This is a genomic window from Pantoea sp. Morm (genome assembly GCF_016643525.1).
In the GTDB taxonomy this organism is placed as follows: domain Bacteria; phylum Pseudomonadota; class Gammaproteobacteria; order Enterobacterales; family Enterobacteriaceae; genus Pantoea; species Pantoea dispersa.
The window spans coordinates 135,674-152,555 of the sequence record NZ_VOQX01000003.1 but is presented as its reverse complement, the minus strand read 5'-3'; the positions used below and the strand labels follow the sequence as shown (position 1 = coordinate 152,555).

At 60.0% G+C, this 16,882-nt stretch carries 15 protein-coding genes; 7 read left to right on the top strand and 8 right to left on the bottom strand.

Annotated elements, in window-relative coordinates:
* From FT726_RS02245 to rbsK, 4 genes are all read left to right on the top strand, one after another.
* The coding region (locus FT726_RS02245; RefSeq protein WP_346302357.1) for an ABC transporter permease at window positions 1-774 on the top strand (774 nt) is incomplete at its 5' end.
* Complete coding sequence (gene alsE, locus FT726_RS02240) at window positions 774-1,466, top strand: D-allulose 6-phosphate 3-epimerase (protein ID WP_058758340.1); 693 nt, start codon at window positions 774-776, stop codon at window positions 1,464-1,466. The genes FT726_RS02245 and alsE, both read left to right, overlap by 1 nt.
* Window positions 1,463-2,359, top strand: a complete 897-nt coding sequence (gene alsK, locus FT726_RS02235; RefSeq protein WP_132464807.1) for an allose kinase — start codon at window positions 1,463-1,465, stop codon at window positions 2,357-2,359. The genes alsE and alsK overlap by 4 nt, the downstream gene beginning before the upstream one ends.
* A complete protein-coding gene (gene rbsK / locus FT726_RS02230) occupies window positions 2,356-3,330 on the top strand; it encodes a ribokinase (protein ID WP_288422195.1) in 975 nt (324 codons plus the stop codon). Before alsK ends, rbsK begins: the two co-directional genes overlap by 4 nt.
* Before the next feature lie 71 nt (window positions 3,331-3,401).
* On the opposite strand, the gene nudK is transcribed toward rbsK, so the two are convergent.
* The 8 genes from nudK to FT726_RS02190 all read right to left on the bottom strand — a co-directional run bounded on the left by nudK (window position 3,402) and on the right by FT726_RS02190 (window position 10,925).
* Window positions 3,402-3,980 (bottom strand): GDP-mannose pyrophosphatase NudK, encoded by a 579-nt coding sequence (gene nudK / locus FT726_RS02225; protein ID WP_058781763.1) that lies wholly within the window; start codon window positions 3,978-3,980, stop codon window positions 3,402-3,404.
* Window positions 3,981-4,439: 459 nt separating this feature from the next.
* Window positions 4,440-5,024 carry a cytochrome c-type protein NapC gene (gene napC, locus FT726_RS02220; RefSeq protein WP_058758337.1) on the bottom strand — a complete coding sequence of 195 codons (585 nt, stop codon included), beginning with the start codon at window positions 5,022-5,024 and terminating at the stop codon, window positions 4,440-4,442.
* Between the two features lie 7 nt (window positions 5,025-5,031).
* Complete coding sequence (napB, locus tag FT726_RS02215) at window positions 5,032-5,463, bottom strand: nitrate reductase cytochrome c-type subunit (RefSeq protein ID WP_058758336.1); 432 nt, start codon at window positions 5,461-5,463, stop codon at window positions 5,032-5,034.
* A gap of 11 nt (window positions 5,464-5,474) precedes the next feature.
* Window positions 5,475-7,961: a nitrate reductase catalytic subunit NapA gene (gene napA, locus FT726_RS02210; RefSeq protein ID WP_104094115.1), complete on the bottom strand. Its 2,487-nt coding sequence runs from the start codon at window positions 7,959-7,961 to the stop codon at window positions 5,475-5,477.
* Window positions 7,958-8,236 carry a chaperone NapD gene (locus FT726_RS02205; RefSeq protein WP_021508051.1) on the bottom strand — a complete coding sequence of 93 codons (279 nt, stop codon included), beginning with the start codon at window positions 8,234-8,236 and terminating at the stop codon, window positions 7,958-7,960. The genes napA and FT726_RS02205 overlap by 4 nt, the downstream gene beginning before the upstream one ends.
* Window positions 8,226-8,696 carry a ferredoxin-type protein NapF gene (napF, locus tag FT726_RS02200; RefSeq protein WP_021508050.1) on the bottom strand — a complete coding sequence of 157 codons (471 nt, stop codon included), beginning with the start codon at window positions 8,694-8,696 and terminating at the stop codon, window positions 8,226-8,228. Before napF ends, FT726_RS02205 begins: the two co-directional genes overlap by 11 nt.
* 163 nt (window positions 8,697-8,859) lie before the next feature.
* Complete coding sequence (gene ansP / locus FT726_RS02195) at window positions 8,860-10,362, bottom strand: L-asparagine permease (RefSeq protein WP_141496604.1); 1,503 nt, start codon at window positions 10,360-10,362, stop codon at window positions 8,860-8,862.
* Between the two features lie 290 nt (window positions 10,363-10,652).
* Entirely contained in the window at window positions 10,653-10,925 is a 273-nt protein-coding gene (locus FT726_RS02190; RefSeq protein WP_058770823.1) for a DUF1471 domain-containing protein, read from the bottom strand.
* Between the two features lie 239 nt (window positions 10,926-11,164).
* On the opposite strand from FT726_RS02190, the gene narQ reads away from it, so the two are divergent.
* The 3 genes from narQ (at window position 11,165) to acrD (ending at window position 16,839) form a co-directional block, all read left to right on the top strand.
* Window positions 11,165-12,853 carry a nitrate/nitrite two-component system sensor histidine kinase NarQ gene (gene narQ, locus FT726_RS02185; protein WP_211725277.1) on the top strand — a complete coding sequence of 563 codons (1,689 nt, stop codon included), beginning with the start codon at window positions 11,165-11,167 and terminating at the stop codon, window positions 12,851-12,853.
* Between the two features lie 41 nt (window positions 12,854-12,894).
* Window positions 12,895-13,527, top strand: a complete 633-nt coding sequence (locus FT726_RS02180) for a response regulator (protein WP_058758331.1) — start codon at window positions 12,895-12,897, stop codon at window positions 13,525-13,527.
* A 195-nt stretch (window positions 13,528-13,722) separates the two neighbouring features.
* The gene (gene acrD, locus FT726_RS02175; protein WP_021508044.1) at window positions 13,723-16,839 is read left to right on the top strand and encodes a multidrug efflux RND transporter permease AcrD; all 3,117 of its coding nucleotides are present in this window, start codon (window positions 13,723-13,725) and stop codon (window positions 16,837-16,839) included.
* The last annotated feature ends 43 nt before the right edge of the window (window positions 16,840-16,882 follow it).

The following is a 16,882-nucleotide window of genomic DNA, read 5'->3' as shown; positions in this document are numbered from 1 at the left end:
GATGCCGGTACCGGTCAGCAGCTGCTGTGGCTGTTTATCGCCATCGTCGGTGCGATGGTGATTGCCGCCGTGATTGGCGTGATCACCGGCGGGATGGTAACGCGCATCGGCGCACACCCGATTCTGGTGACGCTGGCCACCATGATGACGCTGAACGGCATCGGCATCTGGCTGACCAAAGGTGCGGCGGTGAGCGGTATGCCGCCAGTGGTGCAGTCGCTCGGCTCAGACACGCTGCTGGGTATGCCGCTGCCGCTGTGGGTATTCCTGGTTGCCGCCGCGCTGCTGGCGCTGTTCCTCGGCAAAACCCGCGCCGGCAAATGCATCTACATGGGCGGCAGCAACATCAACGCCACCTGGTTCAGCGGCATCAATACCCACCGCATGGTGATGCTGGTGTACGTCATCTCCAGCCTGCTGTGCGTGCTGGCCGGCCTGATCATGATGGCGCGCTTTAACTCGGCGCGCATGGGTTACGGCGATGCCTACCTGCTGCTGACCGTGCTGGCCATCATTCTCGGCGGCACCGATCCCAACGGCGGTTTTGGCCGCGTGACCGGCGTAGTGCTGGCGCTGATTGCGCTGCAGGTGCTCTCCACCGGCTTCAACCTGATGAACATCAGCCAGCACGTCAGTCTGGCGATGTGGGGTGCCGTGCTGGTGGTGGTGCTGGCCTTCAAACAACTCAAAGCGCGCTTTAACGATCACCGTGCCGTCAGGCTCAGCAAACTGGCCGCGGCGCTTAATCCTCTGACCGAAAAAAAGGAAGTATGATGCGTATTCAAGTCTCCCCGTCGTTGATGTGTATGAATCTGATGGAGATCAAGCACCAGCTGGCCGTGCTGGACTCCCGCGCTGACTTCCTGCACATCGACATCATGGACGGTCACTACGTTAAAAACATCACCCTGTCGCCGTTCTTTATTGAGCAGATCCGCCCGCATACCAAAGTGGCGATCGATGTGCATCTGATGGTGGAAGAGCCGACCGACTTTATTGAAGCGGTGGCCAACGCCGGCGCAGATTACATTTGTCCGCACGCTGAAACTATCAATCGTGATGCGTTCCGCGTGATTAACCTGATTCGCAGCTACGGCAAAAAAGTGGGCGTGGTGCTCAACCCGGCCACGCCGGTCTCCTTTATCCATCATTACATTCATCTGCTGGATAAAATCACCGTGATGACGGTGGACCCGGGCTATGCCGGTCAGCCGTTTATTCCGGAGATGGTGCAGAAGGTGCAGGAGCTGAAGGCGCTGAAACAGGCGCACGGCCACCGCTACCTGATTGAGATCGACGGTTCCTGTAATACGCGCACCTACAACACGCTGGTCGGTGCCGGTGCCGAAGTGCTGATTGTCGGCACCTCCGGCCTGTTTAACATTCACGAAGACCTTGCCACCGCGTGGAACATGATGCGTGAGAGCATTGATGAAGCGCAGGGCCTGGCGCAGGTGTCGGCATGACAACACGCTGGCTCGGTATCGACATTGGCGGCACCGGCACTCGTCTGCAGTTGATGGAGTCAGGCCGCATCTGGAGCAGCTTTCGTAAAGTGCCCACCGCCAGCTGGGCGCAGCAGCCCGATGCGCTGGCCGCACTCGGGCAGCTGATTGCGGAAACGCTGGAGCAGCAGCCGGTCAGCGGTGTGATGCTCGGCCTGCCGGGCATTCTCAGCCGCGATCGCCAGCAGGTGATTTCACTGCCGTTCATTCAGGCGCTCGATCATCAGCCGGTAGCGGCGCTGCTGAGTGAACGACTGGGCGTGCCGGTGGCGATGGATAAAGATGTTAACCATCTGATGCTGTGGGATTTAATGCAGCTGGAGCAGCTGCCGGAAAATGCGGTAGGTCTGTATCCTGGCACCGGCATGGGCAACAGCCTGTGGATCAACGGCCGCTTCTACCATGGTCAGCATGGCGGAGCTGGTGAACTCGGCCACGTGCCGGTGGCCGGTAACGCGCTGCCCTGCCCGTGCGGCAACCACGGCTGCGCGGAAACCGTGACCTCCGGCCACTGGTTGAGCCACTGGGCGCAGGCCAATGCGGCGCAAACGCCGATGTCGGCGCTGTTTACCCATCATGGTTCTGACCCGGCGCTGCAGGCGTTTGTGCAGCGGCTGGCACAGCTGATCGCCACCGAGATGAACATTCTCGATCCGGAGTACCTGATTCTGGGCGGCGGCGTGCTGGCGATGGCAGATTTCCCGCTGGCGCAGCTGCGCAGCCAGATTCAGCAGCATTTACGGCCGCCGGCCACGCGGGATGGTTTGAAAATCATCTTCAGTCAATCCACCGATCACACCGGCTGTCGCGGCGCCTGCCTCGCCGCAGAACGGCTGTTCAGGAGCGCGCAATGAAAGGAAAAGTGTGTGTGTTTGGCTCGTTCAACCTCGACGTGGTGGCGGTGATGAACCGTTTCCCCCTGCCGGGCGAATCGCTCACGGCGCACAACAGCATGATGGGGCCAGGCGGCAAAGGGGCCAACCAGGCCACCGCCGCGCTGCGCGCCGGGGCGCGCGTGCACTATATCGGCAAGGTGGGTAATGACGATTTTGGCACGTTTGCCCGTCGCCATCTGGAGAAGACCGGTTTCGACGCAATTACGCTGTTCACCTGTAAAGAGAAACCCACCGGCAACGCGCTGATTTACGTGGCGGGCGATGATGCCGAGAACATGATATCGGTCTATCCCGGCGCAAATACCACCGTGACCGCGGCCGAAGTGGCGCGCTGTCAGCCCACCGTGGCTGCCGCCGATATTCTGCTGGTGCAGCTGGAGAACAACCTCAGCGCCATTCAGCGCATGATCGACAACGCGCGTGCCGGCGGCACGTTTGTCATTCTGAATCCGGCACCGTGGCAGAAAGTCAGCGATGCGCTGCTGGCTAAGGTGGATCTGTTAACGCCCAACAGCACCGAAGCGATGCAGTTGAGCGGGATAAAAGTGACCGATTTTGCCAGCGCGCAGCGCGCCGCCGAAGTGCTGCACCGTAAGGGCGCGCGTCAGGTGATTATTACGCTTGGCACCGCGGGCGCCCTGCTTTCCAGCGCGGAGCAGCAGCTGCGTATTCCGCTGTTTCCTGCCCAGCCGCTCGACACCACCGGTGCCGGCGATGCCTTCAACGGTGCGCTGGCGGCGCGCCTGGCGTCCGGCGATGCGTTACCGCAGGCGGCGCTGTTTGCAGCGGCGTTTGCCTCGCTGTGCGTCGAGCGTTCCGGCGCGGCCAATTCCATGCCCTCCTACGCCGAAGCGCTGGCGCGCCTGCAGGCCCATCCGGAGTGTGAAGTGACGCCGTTAAATGCCCCGGAAATCACGCACATGGCATAGTGGCGCAATGCATTGCGCCCCGGCATCGGCAGAGCCGGCATTCGTGCCGGCCCTGTGAATTACCGCCGCGGTTATGCCTGCAACCAGCCCATCAGCTGCGCATAGTGCAGTAACATAATGGTTTTGCCGTCGCGAATGCGCCCCTCTTTCACCATCGCCAGCGCCTGAGGAAACGGCAGCTCGAGTACGGTGATCTCTTCATCTTCCACGCCGCCGCCGTCGTTAGCGCGCTGCGCATCGCTGTATTCAGCGGCGAAAAAGTGCAGCAATTCGGTCACGCCGCCCGGCGACATGTAGGCCTCAAACAGCTTTTCGACCTTACCAACCTGATAGCCGGTCTCTTCCACCGCTTCTTTACGGATGCAATCTTCCGGCGTGTCGTTATCCAGCAGCCCGGCGCAGGTTTCAATCAGCTCACCGCTGGTGTTGTCATTAACATAGGTCGCGATGCGGAACTGACGAATCAGCACCACGCTGTTTTTTTCACGGTTGTAGAGCAGGATGGTGGCGCCGTTGCCGCGATCGTAGACTTCACGTTTGTGACGTACCACGTCGCCGTTGCTGCGGGTGAGTTCGTAGGTGTAGTTGCGCAGAATGAAATAATTATCAGACAACAACTTATCTTTGATGATGTTGATCTTTAACGACATAGCCGCTCCACTGCGTAGCTGAGGGAGCCTGAGATAATAGGCCGAAGCCGCAGGGAAAACTATCTGAATTGTGGAGCAGGTTGTCTGCGATGGCGTAAGGCTGTCAGTTGAGCATTATGCCTTTTCAACCCTCATAGCACGTGTCGTAGCGGCGCAATTTATTGCGCATCCGGACAGCTGTGCAGTGATTAACTTAGCGCGATAAATCGCGCCGCTACGATGTGTGCAGGATGAAGGTGCAGAAATAAAATGCCGCTACGATGTGTGCAGGATGAGGGTGCAGAAATAAAATGCCGCACGAATCGTAGCGGCGCAATTTATTGCGCATCCGGGCAGCTGTGCAGTGATTAACTTAGCGCGATAAATCGCGCCGCTACGATGTTGTGTGGTTTGCGGCTGTATCAACCGGTCGGCACGAAAACCCTGATACCGCACCGGCAGGCGCGGCCAGGGTCGCGATTAGAAACCGTTTGGCTGGTCTTTCATATCCGGCAGATGGTGGGCAATGCCTTTGTGGCAGTCGATACAGGTCTGTCCGTCCTGCACCGCTTTGCTGTGCATTTTGGCGGCGACCGTTTTCTGCGCAGTGAAGTCCATATAATCGAAGTTATGGCAGTTACGACACTCCTGCGAATTGTTGTTCTTCATCCGGCGCCACTCGTTCTGCGCCAGCTCGATACGCGTCTCTTCAAACTTCTGCGGCGTATCAATCAGGCCGAAGATCTTGGCGTACACCTCTTTACTCGCCTGGATCTTACGAATCATCTTCGGCCCCCACTCGTGCGGCACGTGACAATCCGGACAGGTGGCGCGCACGCCGCTGCGGTTGTTGTAGTGCACCGTCTGCATATATTCCTGATAGACGTTGTTGCGCATTTCGTGACAGCCAATACAGAACTGCTCGCGGTTGGTCATCTCCATCGCGGTGTTAAAACCGCCCCAGAAGATGATGCCGCCAGCAAAGCCAAGAATCAGCAGCGTGCCGAGCGCCAGACGGCTGGGGCGTCGCCACCAGCGCCAGATACGTAAAAGTTTCTGTTTCATCGTCACCTCACTGCCCAAAGCCGTCAGCCGGCTTAAAGGTGTTTTCCACCACCGGTTTGGCATCGGTCTGCGGCACGTGACACTGCAGGCAGAAGTAGCGACGCGGCGATACCGTGCTGCTCACCACGCCGTCGCGGTCGGTAAAGTGCGTCGGACTGACGCGCGGCGCGCCGGTGGTCAGATAGCTCTGGGTGCCGTGACACTGCAGGCAGCGGTTCACGTTCTTCGTCACCTGGTAGCCCTCCACGCTGTGCGGGATCACCGGCGGCTGATTAACATAGTTCAGCGGCTTGCGGCTCTGCTCTTTGGGCTGATGAATGGTGCCCTGCTGCGTTGCCGTCACTTCCGGTGACTGATTGAGATCGACGCCGTTATTAGCGTACACCACGCCGCCCAGCATCAGGGCGGCAACGGTTACAAGAGTGATAAAAGGTTTCATTGCATCCTGCCTCAGATTTTCACCAGCTTAACGGCGCATTTTTTGTAATCGGTCTGCTTCGACAGCGGATCGGTGGCGTCCAGCGTGATGTTGTTGGCCAGCACGCCGGCATCAAAGAACGGCATAAATACCAGCCCCTGCGGCGGCTGATTACGCCCGCGCGTTTCCACGGTGGCGAGGGTTTCGCCACGACGCGATACCACGCGCACCTTCTCACCGCGACGGAAACCGCGATCTTTGGCGTCCAGCGGATGGATATACAGCAGCGCCTGCGGCACCGCGCGGTGCAGTTCCGGCACGCGGCGCGTCATGGTGCCGGTGTGCCAGTGCTCCAGCACGCGACCGGTGCAGAACCACAGGTCGTATTCGGCATCCGGCGCTTCCGCTGGCGGCTCGTACGGCAGGGCAAAAATGGTGGCTTTGCCGTCCGGCTTACCGTAAAAACGTACCCCCTCACCGGCTTTCACGTAGCTGTCGAAACCTTCACGATAGCGCCAGCGCGTCTCTTTGCCGTCCACTACCGGCCAGCGCAGACCGCGCGCCTCGTGATAGGTATCGAACGGTGCGAGATCGTGACCGTGACCGCGGCCAAAGCTGGCATACTCCTCGAACAGGCCTTTCTGAATATAGAAGCCGAACTCACGCGCTTCATCGTTAAGGCGATCGTCGGCCACTTCGCTCAGCGGGAACTGATTCACCTGGCCGTTGGCATACAGCACGTCGTAGAGGGTTTTGCCTTTCAGCTCAGGCTGCTGAGCAATCAGCGCCTCTGGCCACACGTCCTCAACGCGGAAGCGTTTGGCAAAGGTCACCAGCTGCCACAGATCCGATTTCGCCTCGCCCGGCGCTTTCACCTGCTGATGCCAGAACTGGGTACGGCGCTCGGCGTTGCCGTAGGCGCCCTCTTTCTCTACCCACATCGCCGTTGGCAGAATCAGGTCGGCAGACAGGGCGCTGACGGTCGGATACGGGTCGGATACCACCACAAAGTTGCGTGCATCGCGCCAGCCCGGCATGCGTTCCTGCGTCAGGTTCGGCCCGGCCTGCATGTTGTTGTTACACATCACCCAGTAGGCATTCAGCTTGCCATCTTTCAGCGCGCGATCCTGCGCCACGGCGTGCAGACCGACTTTGGCTGGCACCGTGCCCTGCGGCAGCTTCCACAGTTTTTCAGCTAAAGCGCGGTGTTTGTCATTGTTCACCACCATGTCGGCTGGCAGACGATGCGCAAACGTGCCCACTTCACGCGCGGTGCCACAGGCCGATGGCTGGCCGGTGAGCGAGAACGGTCCGGTGCCCGGACGGGAAATCTTGCCGGTCAGCAGGTGGATGTTGTAGCACAGGTTGTTCGCCCACACGCCGCGCGTATGCTGGTTAAAGCCCATGGTCCAGTAAGAGACCACCTTGACGTTCGGATCGGCGTACAGCTCCGCCAGCGCGATCAGCTGATCCTGCTCTACGCCGCTCATGGCGCTGGCTTTTTCCACCGTGTATTCCGCGACAAATTTCGCATATTCATCGAAGCTGATCGGCGTCGACTCGCCATTGTCCGGATTTTTCGCCGCCGCCTGCAGCGGATTGGTCGGGCGCAAACCGTAGCCGATATCCGTCACGCCTTTACGCAGCGTGACGTGATTCTGCAGGAAGGTTTTATCGACTTTGTTGTTCTGAATGATGTAGTTAGCGATGAAGTTGAGGATCGCCAGATCGCTCTGCGGCGTGAAGACGATGGCGTTATCGGCCAGCTCGAAGCTGCGGTGGCGATAGGTCGACAGCACCGCCACTTTGACGTTGTCATTGCTGAGACGACGCGCGGTCAGGCGTGACCAGAGAATCGGGTGCATCTCGGCCATGTTCGATCCCCACAGCACAAACGCATCAGCCTGCTCGATGTCATCGTAGCAGCCCATCGGTTCGTCCATGCCGAAGGTGCGCATAAAGCCCACCACCGCAGACGCCATGCAGTGGCGCGCGTTCGGATCGAGGTTGTTGGTGCGGAAGCCGGCTTTCATCAGCTTTGATGCGGCGTAACCTTCCCATACGGTCCACTGGCCGGAGCCAAACATGCCGACCGATTCCGGGCCGTTGGCTTTCAGCGCCGCCTTAAACTTCGCTTCCATGATGTCGAACGCCTGATCCCAGCTTACCGGGGTGAACTCGCCGTTCTTATCGAATTTGCCGTCGGTCATGCGCAGCAGCGGCTGGGTCAGACGATCTTTGCCGTACATGATCTTCGGCAGGAAGTAGCCTTTGATGCAGTTCAGACCGCGATTAACCTCCGCCTGCGGATCGCCCTGCGAGGCGACCACGCGGCCATTCTGCGTGCCGACCAGCACGCCACAGCCGGTGCCGCAAAACCGGCACGGCGCTTTTTCCCAGCGAATCGGCTCAGCCAGGCTGGTGGCCGCTTTGGTCACGGTCGGAATGGTGAGACCAGCAGCCGTTGCAGCAGCCGCCGCCGCATTGGCCTTCATAAAATCACGACGACTCAGGTTCATGATGCTTCCTTACAGGGTTCTTCAATTTCGTCTTGCTGGTGATAAACCAGCGATACCGCCAGCACATCCGGGATGTTGCGGGTGGCTTCAATGTTGCTCAGCAGCGTGGCGCTGTCGGCCGCGCCCAGCGTTAGCGCCAGCGTGCCGCGTGCGGCATCTTCCGCCGCGATGTCGCTGTCGGCAAAGTTCAGTAGCGCCTGCCGCACCGCCGCGATCGCGGTCGGACGTGCCTGAATCACCAGGCCACATACGTGCCAGCTGTCGTTATTCGTCATGATGCAGTCCTGTGGCTGAGACCGGACACGGCGCGATACAGGCGCCACAGCCGGTGCAGTGTTGCGGAAGGATTTCCGGCTGGCCGATGCCGTTGGGCATCAGGCGAAAACGGATCGCCTGCTGCTCACAACTCTCCTGGCAGCTGCGACAGTTAACGCCAAGAAAAGCGATACAGCGGCTGTCGATGCGGATGCGCCGGCTAAAAGGTTCAGTGTCGCGCGGCTGAAACAGCGGCTGCGGGCAGACGTCGGCACAGGCAGCGCAAAAGGTGCATTCCCCCTGCAGAAAGTCGAGCTGCGGCGCTTCGCCGGCGGCGATGCGGATAATGCCGCTCTCGCAGGCTTGTACGCAGCGGGCGCAGCCGTCACAGCCGCTCTCTCCCCGCCACCACGGCAACGCGATACCGCCGGCAGGCATGACGCGCTGCCCGGTAAAGAGTTCACGTCGCGACAGCGCCATCGGCTCACCTCAATGCGGGGATGTAGAGATGGTGCGTAAAATAACCTGAGGTTATGAAGGGCTATATCACCCGAAAGGTGTAATTCCCGATGCGGGATCAAGAGAAGGAGAATTGCAATAAAAACGGGGGCCGACTGGCCCCCGCAGGTGAGCATCGCTGCGATTAACGCGCGTTGTCTTCCGCCAGCTTAGGCGCCGCATCATCCTGATCGTCATGATGATGCTCGTGCTCTTTCATCGCTTCCGCCTGCACGCGCTTACGCACGCCAAACCAGCCGAGCACCAGCAGCACGGCAATCAGCGGAATTGAAGCAATGGTATAGGTGCCGTTCGGGTAGTCAAACGCCATCAGCACCAGCACGCTCACCAGGAACAGCAGCGTCAGCCAGGAGGTGAACGGCGCCCACGGCAGCTTGAAGCTGACATCTTCCGCTTTGCCCTCTTTGATGGCTTTGCGCAGACGCATCTGGCACACCACGATGAACGCCCACGAGGAGATAATCCCCAGTGACGCCACGTTCAGGACGATCTCAAACACCTGCGACGGTACGTAATAGTTGAGCACTACGCCGATCACGTACACGCCGATGGTCACCAGGATACCGGCGTACGGCACCTGCTGCTTACTCATCTTCGACATGAACTGCGGCGCCGAGCCGCCCATCGACATTGAACGCAGAATACGTCCGGTGGAGTACAGGCCCGAGTTCAGGCTCGACAGCGCCGCGCTCAGCACCACGATGTTCATCACGCTGCCAATGTAGGGCACGCCCAGTTTGGAGAAGAAGGTGACGAACGGGCTTTGTCCGGCCTGATAGGCGTTCCACGGCAGCAGCAGTACCAGCAGCACCACGGAACCCACATAGAACAGGCCGATACGCCAGATCACGCTGTTGATGGCTTTCGGCAGCATGGTTTTCGGGTCTTTACACTCGCCCGCTGCCGTGCCCACCAGCTCAATCGAGGCGAAGGCAAACACCACGCCCTGTACCAGCACCAGCGCCGGCAGCAGACCGTGCGGGAACAGCCCGCCGTTGTCGGTGATCAGGTGGAAGCCGGTGGTGTTGCCGTCCAGCGGTTTACCGCTGCCGAGGAACACCACGCCGACAATCAGGAACACCACGATGGCCAGCACTTTCACCAGCGCGAACCAGAATTCCATCTCGGCGAACCACTTCACGCCGATCATGTTCATGGTGCCGACAATCGCCAGCGCGCCCAGCGCAAATACCCACTGCGGCACATCACCAAACGCGCCCCAGTAATGCATGTAAAGCGCTACCGCGGTGATATCGACGATACCGGTCATCGCCCAGTTAACGAAATACATCCAGCCCGCGACGTAGGACGCTTTTTCCCCGAGGAATTCACGCGCGTACGAAACAAAGCTGCCGCTGGAAGGGCGATGCAACACCAGCTCGCCCAACGCACGGAGAATAAAGAAGGAGAAGATACCGCACACCAGATACACCAGTGCCAGTGCCGGACCGGCCATCTGCAGACGCGCGCCGGCACCGAGGAACAGACCGGTACCGATAGCGCCGCCAATGGCGATCATTTGTACCTGACGGTTACCCATCGCTTTGTGGTAACCCGTGTCGTGAGAGTTAAGCCAGCGCCTTCTCGCAGCACGCTGTTCGGCTGGCGTTTTTTTAGTAGATTTCATAGCTTTCCTGTTTGTCCTGTCCATCAATCACCGCGTAACCAATCGATTGCGCCGGGCAGTGCGAAATGGGGTAAAACCGGCCCCTGAGCGGCGGAACGATGCCGCGCGGCGAGCCGGGAAATTACGGCGATGAATCCTACCCGTTCTGCATGAACGAAGCAAAATTTACTGGCTGACTGCACGGGTTGATTTGTAATAATCCGTCGCGACGCACAAAAAAACCGGCCAGTGGGGTGGCCGGTAATCGGTGGCTACAGGAAAAAACTACCAGAGGGGAATAATGAAGGGCATTAACGGTAAATCTCGGCGCTGCCGCTCCACATGCTGGAATCGCCTGGATTCTGCATGCCAATGACGCGATAGTGGCTGGCGCCCATCTCTTCCGCTTTCTGCGACAGCTGACGGGTGGCGTCATCCAGCGAACCGCGCACGCCGCTCACCGAAACGGTGCCGCTGCTTTGCAGGTCCTGGGTTTGTGCCTCGCTTAACGGCGAGGCGGCAAAGGTGGTAAACGATGCGCTGGCAAGCAGTGCAGCAGTCATTACGGCATAACGTGTCTTCATGAGGTGCTCCTGTTGTCGTGCGGGGAAAAGGTTACGCGTCAAAGTATCGTCGGGCCAGTGCAAACCAGGCTGCGCGGGCGGTAAAAGCGTTCAATATTTCGCCAGCCAAACGCGGTTAATCCAGGGAAACGTAAACCGCGGTTAGTTTCTCTGGTAAAAGTAACCAGATGTGTCAATTTCGCGCTCGCACCCGCGCTGCGGCTGACTTATAATCCCCCGCTCTTGTAAGGGTTATTATTGTGATAGTGAAACGTCCTGTTACCCGCACCATTGCCCGCGCGCTCAGCGCGATTGTGCTGCTGTCGCTGTTAACCACCGGCCTGGCGCTGATGACGCTCTCCAGCAGTTTGCGCGATGCCGAAGCGGTGAATGTCGCCGGCTCGCTGCGCATGCAAATCTACCGGCTGGCGTGGGACAGCACGCGCGATCCGCAGCAGCTGGCGCACCATATGCAGCAATATCAGCAGACGCTGGAGTCACCGGCGCTGCAGCATCTGGAGCGTCCGTGGGTGCCGATTGAAGTCAGCAGCCGCTATCGCTATCTGCGCGACAGCTGGCCGGTACTGCAGGAGACGCTGCAGCCGGCGCGGGCGCAGGTGTACCAGCAGCGCGTGGCGGGCTACGTCAGTGAGATTGACCGCTTCGTGCTGGCGGTGCAGCACTATGCCGAGCTGAAAATGCATCTGGTGGCCGCCAGCAGCCTGTTCGGCTTTCTGGCGATTGTTGCACTGGCGCTGTGGAGCATTGGCTTTATTCGCCGCAACGTGGTGCGTCCGCTCGATTCGCTGGTCACCGCCAGTCAATACGTCGAACAGGCCAACTTCAGTTTTCCGCCGCTTTCCGTGCATCAGCCCAACGAGCTGGGCGTGCTGGCGCAGGCGTTTACCACCATGGCGGAGCGACTGCATTCACACTATCGCCTGCTGGAGTGCGCGGTACGCAATAAAACCGAAGATTTAACCCAGGCCAACCGCACGCTGTCGCTGCTGTATGAAAGCTCGCAGATTCTCACCGGCAGCCCGCTCAATCCCGAGCTGTTTCAGGGCCTGCTGCGGCTGGTGCAGCGGCGGGAAGCGCTGGAGGTGCTGCAAATCGCCAGCGAAGATATCGCTTTCCAGGCCGGCGTGCCCGCCGACGATCTCAGCTGGCAGCGGCTGCCGCTGCAGCAGGAAGAGCAGCGCCTCGGCGAACTGTGCTGGCAAACCCGCCGCGCGCCGCCGGCCGATGAGCTGATGCACAGCCTGGCCAACATGCTGGCGCGTGCACTGTGGATCTGGCAGACGCAGAAGCAGTATCAGCAAATGCTGCTGATTGAAGAGCGCGCCACCATTGCGCGCGAGCTGCACGATTCGCTGGCGCAGTCGCTCTCTTTTCTGCGTATCCAGCTGACGCTGCTGCGGCGCACAGTTGATAGCAGCCAGCCGCAGGCACAGGCGATCATCGCCGATTTCGATCGCGCGCTGGCCGAGGCGTATCAGCAGCTGCGCGAGCTGCTCACCACCTTCCGCCTGAGCATTGAACAGGCCGATTTAGTGCAGGCGATGCAGGCGATGATCGCCCCGCTGCAGGAGCAGTCGCAGGCGGCGATTACCTTTGACTATCAGCCTGGCCTGCAAACGCTGGATGCCCAGCAGCAGGTGCACGTGCTGCAGATTGCGCGCGAGGCGCTGCTCAATGCAATTCGTCACGCGCAGGCGCAGCAGATTCAGATTCGCTATCAGCGTGTCGCTGATGATGAGCACCTGCTGACCATCGAAGATGACGGCTGCGGTATCAATAGCGTAGAAGAGCCGCCGGGCCACTACGGGCTGACCATCATGGCCGAGCGCGCGGCGCGTCTCGCCGGCAGCTTACTGATTACCCCGCAGGCGCAGGGCACCTGCGTCACGCTGCGTTTTCCCGCCCGCCCCGCGCACCGGCTGGCTTAACGCATTACACTTAGCAAATGGATTGAAACTCTGGAGAACCTATGGCTCACCCTTCCCTGTCTATTATGATCGTTGACGATCATCCGCTGATGCGTCGCGGTATCCGCCAGTTGCTGGCGCTGGAACCGCGTCTGGAAGTGGTGGCTGAGGCGAATAACGGTACCGAAGCACTGGCCGAAGCGCGCCGGCTTGCACCGGATGTGATTCTGCTCGATCTGAATATGAAGGGCATGTCCGGGCTGGATACGCTGAAAGCGCTGCGCCACGAGGGCGTCGCGGCACGCATTCTGGTGCTAACGGTGTCCGACGCGCGCAGCGATATTTACGCCATGGTGGATGCCGGTGCCGATGGCTATCTGCTCAAAGACAGCGAACCGGAACTGCTGCTGGCGCAGGTAATGCGCGGCGCACAGGGCGAGAACGTGTTCAGCGAGGTGGTGGCAGAATATCTGGCGACCCGCCAGCCCAGCGCCAATCCGTTCAGACAGCTGACCGAGCGCGAGCTGGATGTGTTGCAGGAAGTGGCGCGTGGCTTATCCAACAAAGAGATTGCCGCCACGCTGCACATTTCCGAAGAAACGGTAAAGGTGCACATCCGCAACCTGCTGCGTAAGCTCGACGTCCGTTCCCGCGTTGCGGCAACGGTGCTGTGGCTGGAGAGCCGCAATGTGTGATTGCGCACATAAAGCTGCTGCGACTTTTACACTTTCTCCATAATTTATCCACGATTCCCTAATTTGCCCCGCGTACAGTAAGCAGCAACCGGAGTTTTCAGGATCGCCCTTGCACTCCGCCAGCGTGAAGCGCAGCCTGCGGCACGCTTTTACTAATAACAAGTACAAAGTACGCAGCTGAGGAGTGTCGGTTTCATGTCGAACTTTTTTATCGACCGCCCCATTTTTGCCTGGGTGCTGGCTATTTTGCTGTGCCTGTGTGGCACGCTGGCCATTATCTCGCTGCCGGTGGAACAGTATCCGGATCTCGCGCCGCCTAACGTGCGCATCACCGCCAACTATCCCGGCGCATCCGCGCAGACGCTGGAAAACACCGTCACCCAGGTTATCGAGCAGAATATGACGGGAATCGATAACCTGATGTACATGTCCTCGAACAGCAGCAACACCGGCCAGGCGCAGATCACCCTCACCTTTACCGCCGGCACTAACCCGGATGAAGCGCGGCAACAGGTACAGAATCAGCTGCAGAGCGCGCTGCGCAAACTGCCGGCGGCGGTGCAGTCGCAGGGCGTCACGGTAAACAAAACCGGCGACAGCAACATTCTGATGATCGCCTTTGTCTCCACCGACGGCAGCATGGATAAACAGGATATTGCCGATTACGTTGCCAGTAACATTCAGGATCCGCTCAGCCGCATCGACGGCGTCGGCCAGGTCGATGCCTACGGCTCGCAATACGCCATGCGCATCTGGCTCGATCCCAACAAGCTGATTAACTACGCGCTGACCACCGACGATGTGGTCAGCGCCATCGAATCGCAGAACACCCAGGTGGCGGTCGGCCAGGTCGGCGGGTTGCCATCGGTGGACAAACAGGCGCTGAACGCCACGGTTAACGCCCAGTCGATGCTACAGACGCCCGCGCAGTTTCGCGCCATTACGCTGAAAACCAACACCGACGGTTCAGTGGTGACGCTCGGCGACGTGGCCACCATCGCCATGGGCGCCGAAAAGTATGACTTTCTGAGCCGCTATAACGGCCAGCCGGCCTCCGGTCTCGGCATCAAGCTGGCCTCCGGCGCTAACGAGATGAACACCGACAAGCTGGTGCGCGCCCGTGTTGCCGAACTGGCGCAATACTTCCCGCACGGGCTGGAAGCCAAAGTGGCGTTTGAAACCACGCCGTTCGTCAAAGCCTCCATTAAGGACGTGGTGAAAACCCTGCTGGAAGCGATTCTGCTGGTGTTTCTGGTGATGTACCTGTTCCTGCAAAACTTCCGCGCCACGCTGATTCCCACCATTGCTGTGCCGGTGGTGCTGCTCGGTACCTTTGCGGTGCTGTACGCCTGCGGCTTCAGTATTAACACCCTGACCATGTTCGCCATGGTGCTGGCCATCGGGCTGCTGGTGGATGATGCCATCGTGGTGGTGGAAAACGTCGAGCGCATCATGAGCGAAGAGGGATTATCGCCGCGTGCCGCCACGCGTAAATCGATGGGGCAGATTCAGGGCGCGCTGGTGGGCATCGCGCTGGTGCTGTCCGCGGTGTTTGTGCCGATGGCATTCTTTGGCGGCACCGTGGGCGCTATCTATCGCCAGTTCTCCATCACCATTGTCTCGGCGATGGTGCTGTCGGTGCTGGTGGCGATGATTCTGACGCCCGCGCTGTGCTCCACGCTGCTCAAACCGCTGGCGCAGGGCCAGCACCATGGCCGGCGCGGATTTTTCGGCTGGTTTAACCGTCACTTCAATGCCAGCGCCGAACGCTACGAGCGCGGCGTGGCGCGCATTCTGCTGAAGAGCGGCCGCTGGCTGCTGCTCTACCTGGCGATTATCGGCGTGATGGCATTCCTGTTTATTCGTCTGCCTACCTCCTTCCTGCCGCTGGAAGATCGCGGCGTATTTCTTACTCAGGTACAACTGCCGCCGGGCTCGACGCTGCAGCAAACCTCGCAGGTGGTGGCAAAGGTTGAGGATTATTACCTGACTGCCGAGAAGGACAATGTACTGTCGGTGTTCTCCACCATCGGTGCTGGTCCGGGCGGCAACGGACAAAACGTGGCGCGCCTGTTTGTGCGCCTGAAGGACTGGGAGCAGCGGCCAGGTCGCGATCGCACCTCGTTTGCCATCATCGATCGCGCCACCGCAGCCTTTAAAAAGATCAAAGAGGCACGCGTCATCGCCAGCAGTCCACCGGCAATCACCGGCATGGGCAGCTCCTCCGGCTTTGATATGGAGTTGCAGGATCACGGCGGCATCGGGCATACCGAGCTGATGGCGATGCGCGATCGGCTGCTGGCGCTGGCCGACAACAATCCGGCGCTGTCGCGCGTGCGCCACAACGGGCTCGACGACAGCCCGCAACTGCAGATTGATGTCGACCAGCGCAAAGCGCAGGCGCTCGGCGTGTCGCTGGACACCATCAACGACACCCTGACCACCGCCTGGGGCTCAACCTACGTGAATGATTTTCTCGACCGCGGCCGCGTGAAGAAGGTCTACGTCCAGGCGGCACCGGAGTTCCGCATGCTGCCGGGCGACATCAACAAATGGTATGTGCGCAACAACAGCGGCGGCATGGTGCCGTTCTCCGCCTTCGCCACCAGCCACTGGGAGACCGGTTCACCGCGTCTTGAACGCTACAACGGCTATTCGTCGCTGGAGATTGTCGGCGAGGCGGCTAACGGCGTCAGCAGCGGCACGGCGATGGATGAGATGGAGAAACTGGTGGCACAGCTGCCGCTCGGCGTTGGCTTCCAGTGGACCGGTGCCTCCTATCAGGAGCGTCTCTCCGGCTCGCAGGCGCCGGCGCTGTATGCGATTTCGCTGCTGGTGGTGTTCCTGTGCCTCGCGGCTCTCTACGAGAGCTGGTCGATTCCATTCTCGGTGATGCTGGTGGTGCCGCTGGGCGTGGTGGGCGCGCTGGTCGCCACCTGGCTGCGCGGACTGGAGAATGACGTCTACTTTCAGGTCGGCCTGCTGACGGTGATTGGTCTGTCGGCGAAGAATGCGATCCTGATCGTCGAGTTCGCCAATGAGATCAACAGCAAAGGGCGTGAACTGCTGGAGTCGACGCTGGAGGCATCGCGGCAGCGCCTGCGGCCGATTCTGATGACGTCGCTGGCCTTTATTTTCGGCGTGCTGCCGATGGCGATCAGCAGCGGTGCCGGTTCTGGCAGCCAGCATGCGGTCGGTACTGGCGTGATGGGCGGCATGATCTCCGCCACGGTACTGGCGATCTTCTTTGTGCCGCTGTTCTTCGTGCTGGTGCGCCGCCGCTTCCCGCTGCGGGCAAAGCCGCACGACTGAGGCTAAATCCGGGCAAATAAAAAGCCGCCATGATGAATGGCGG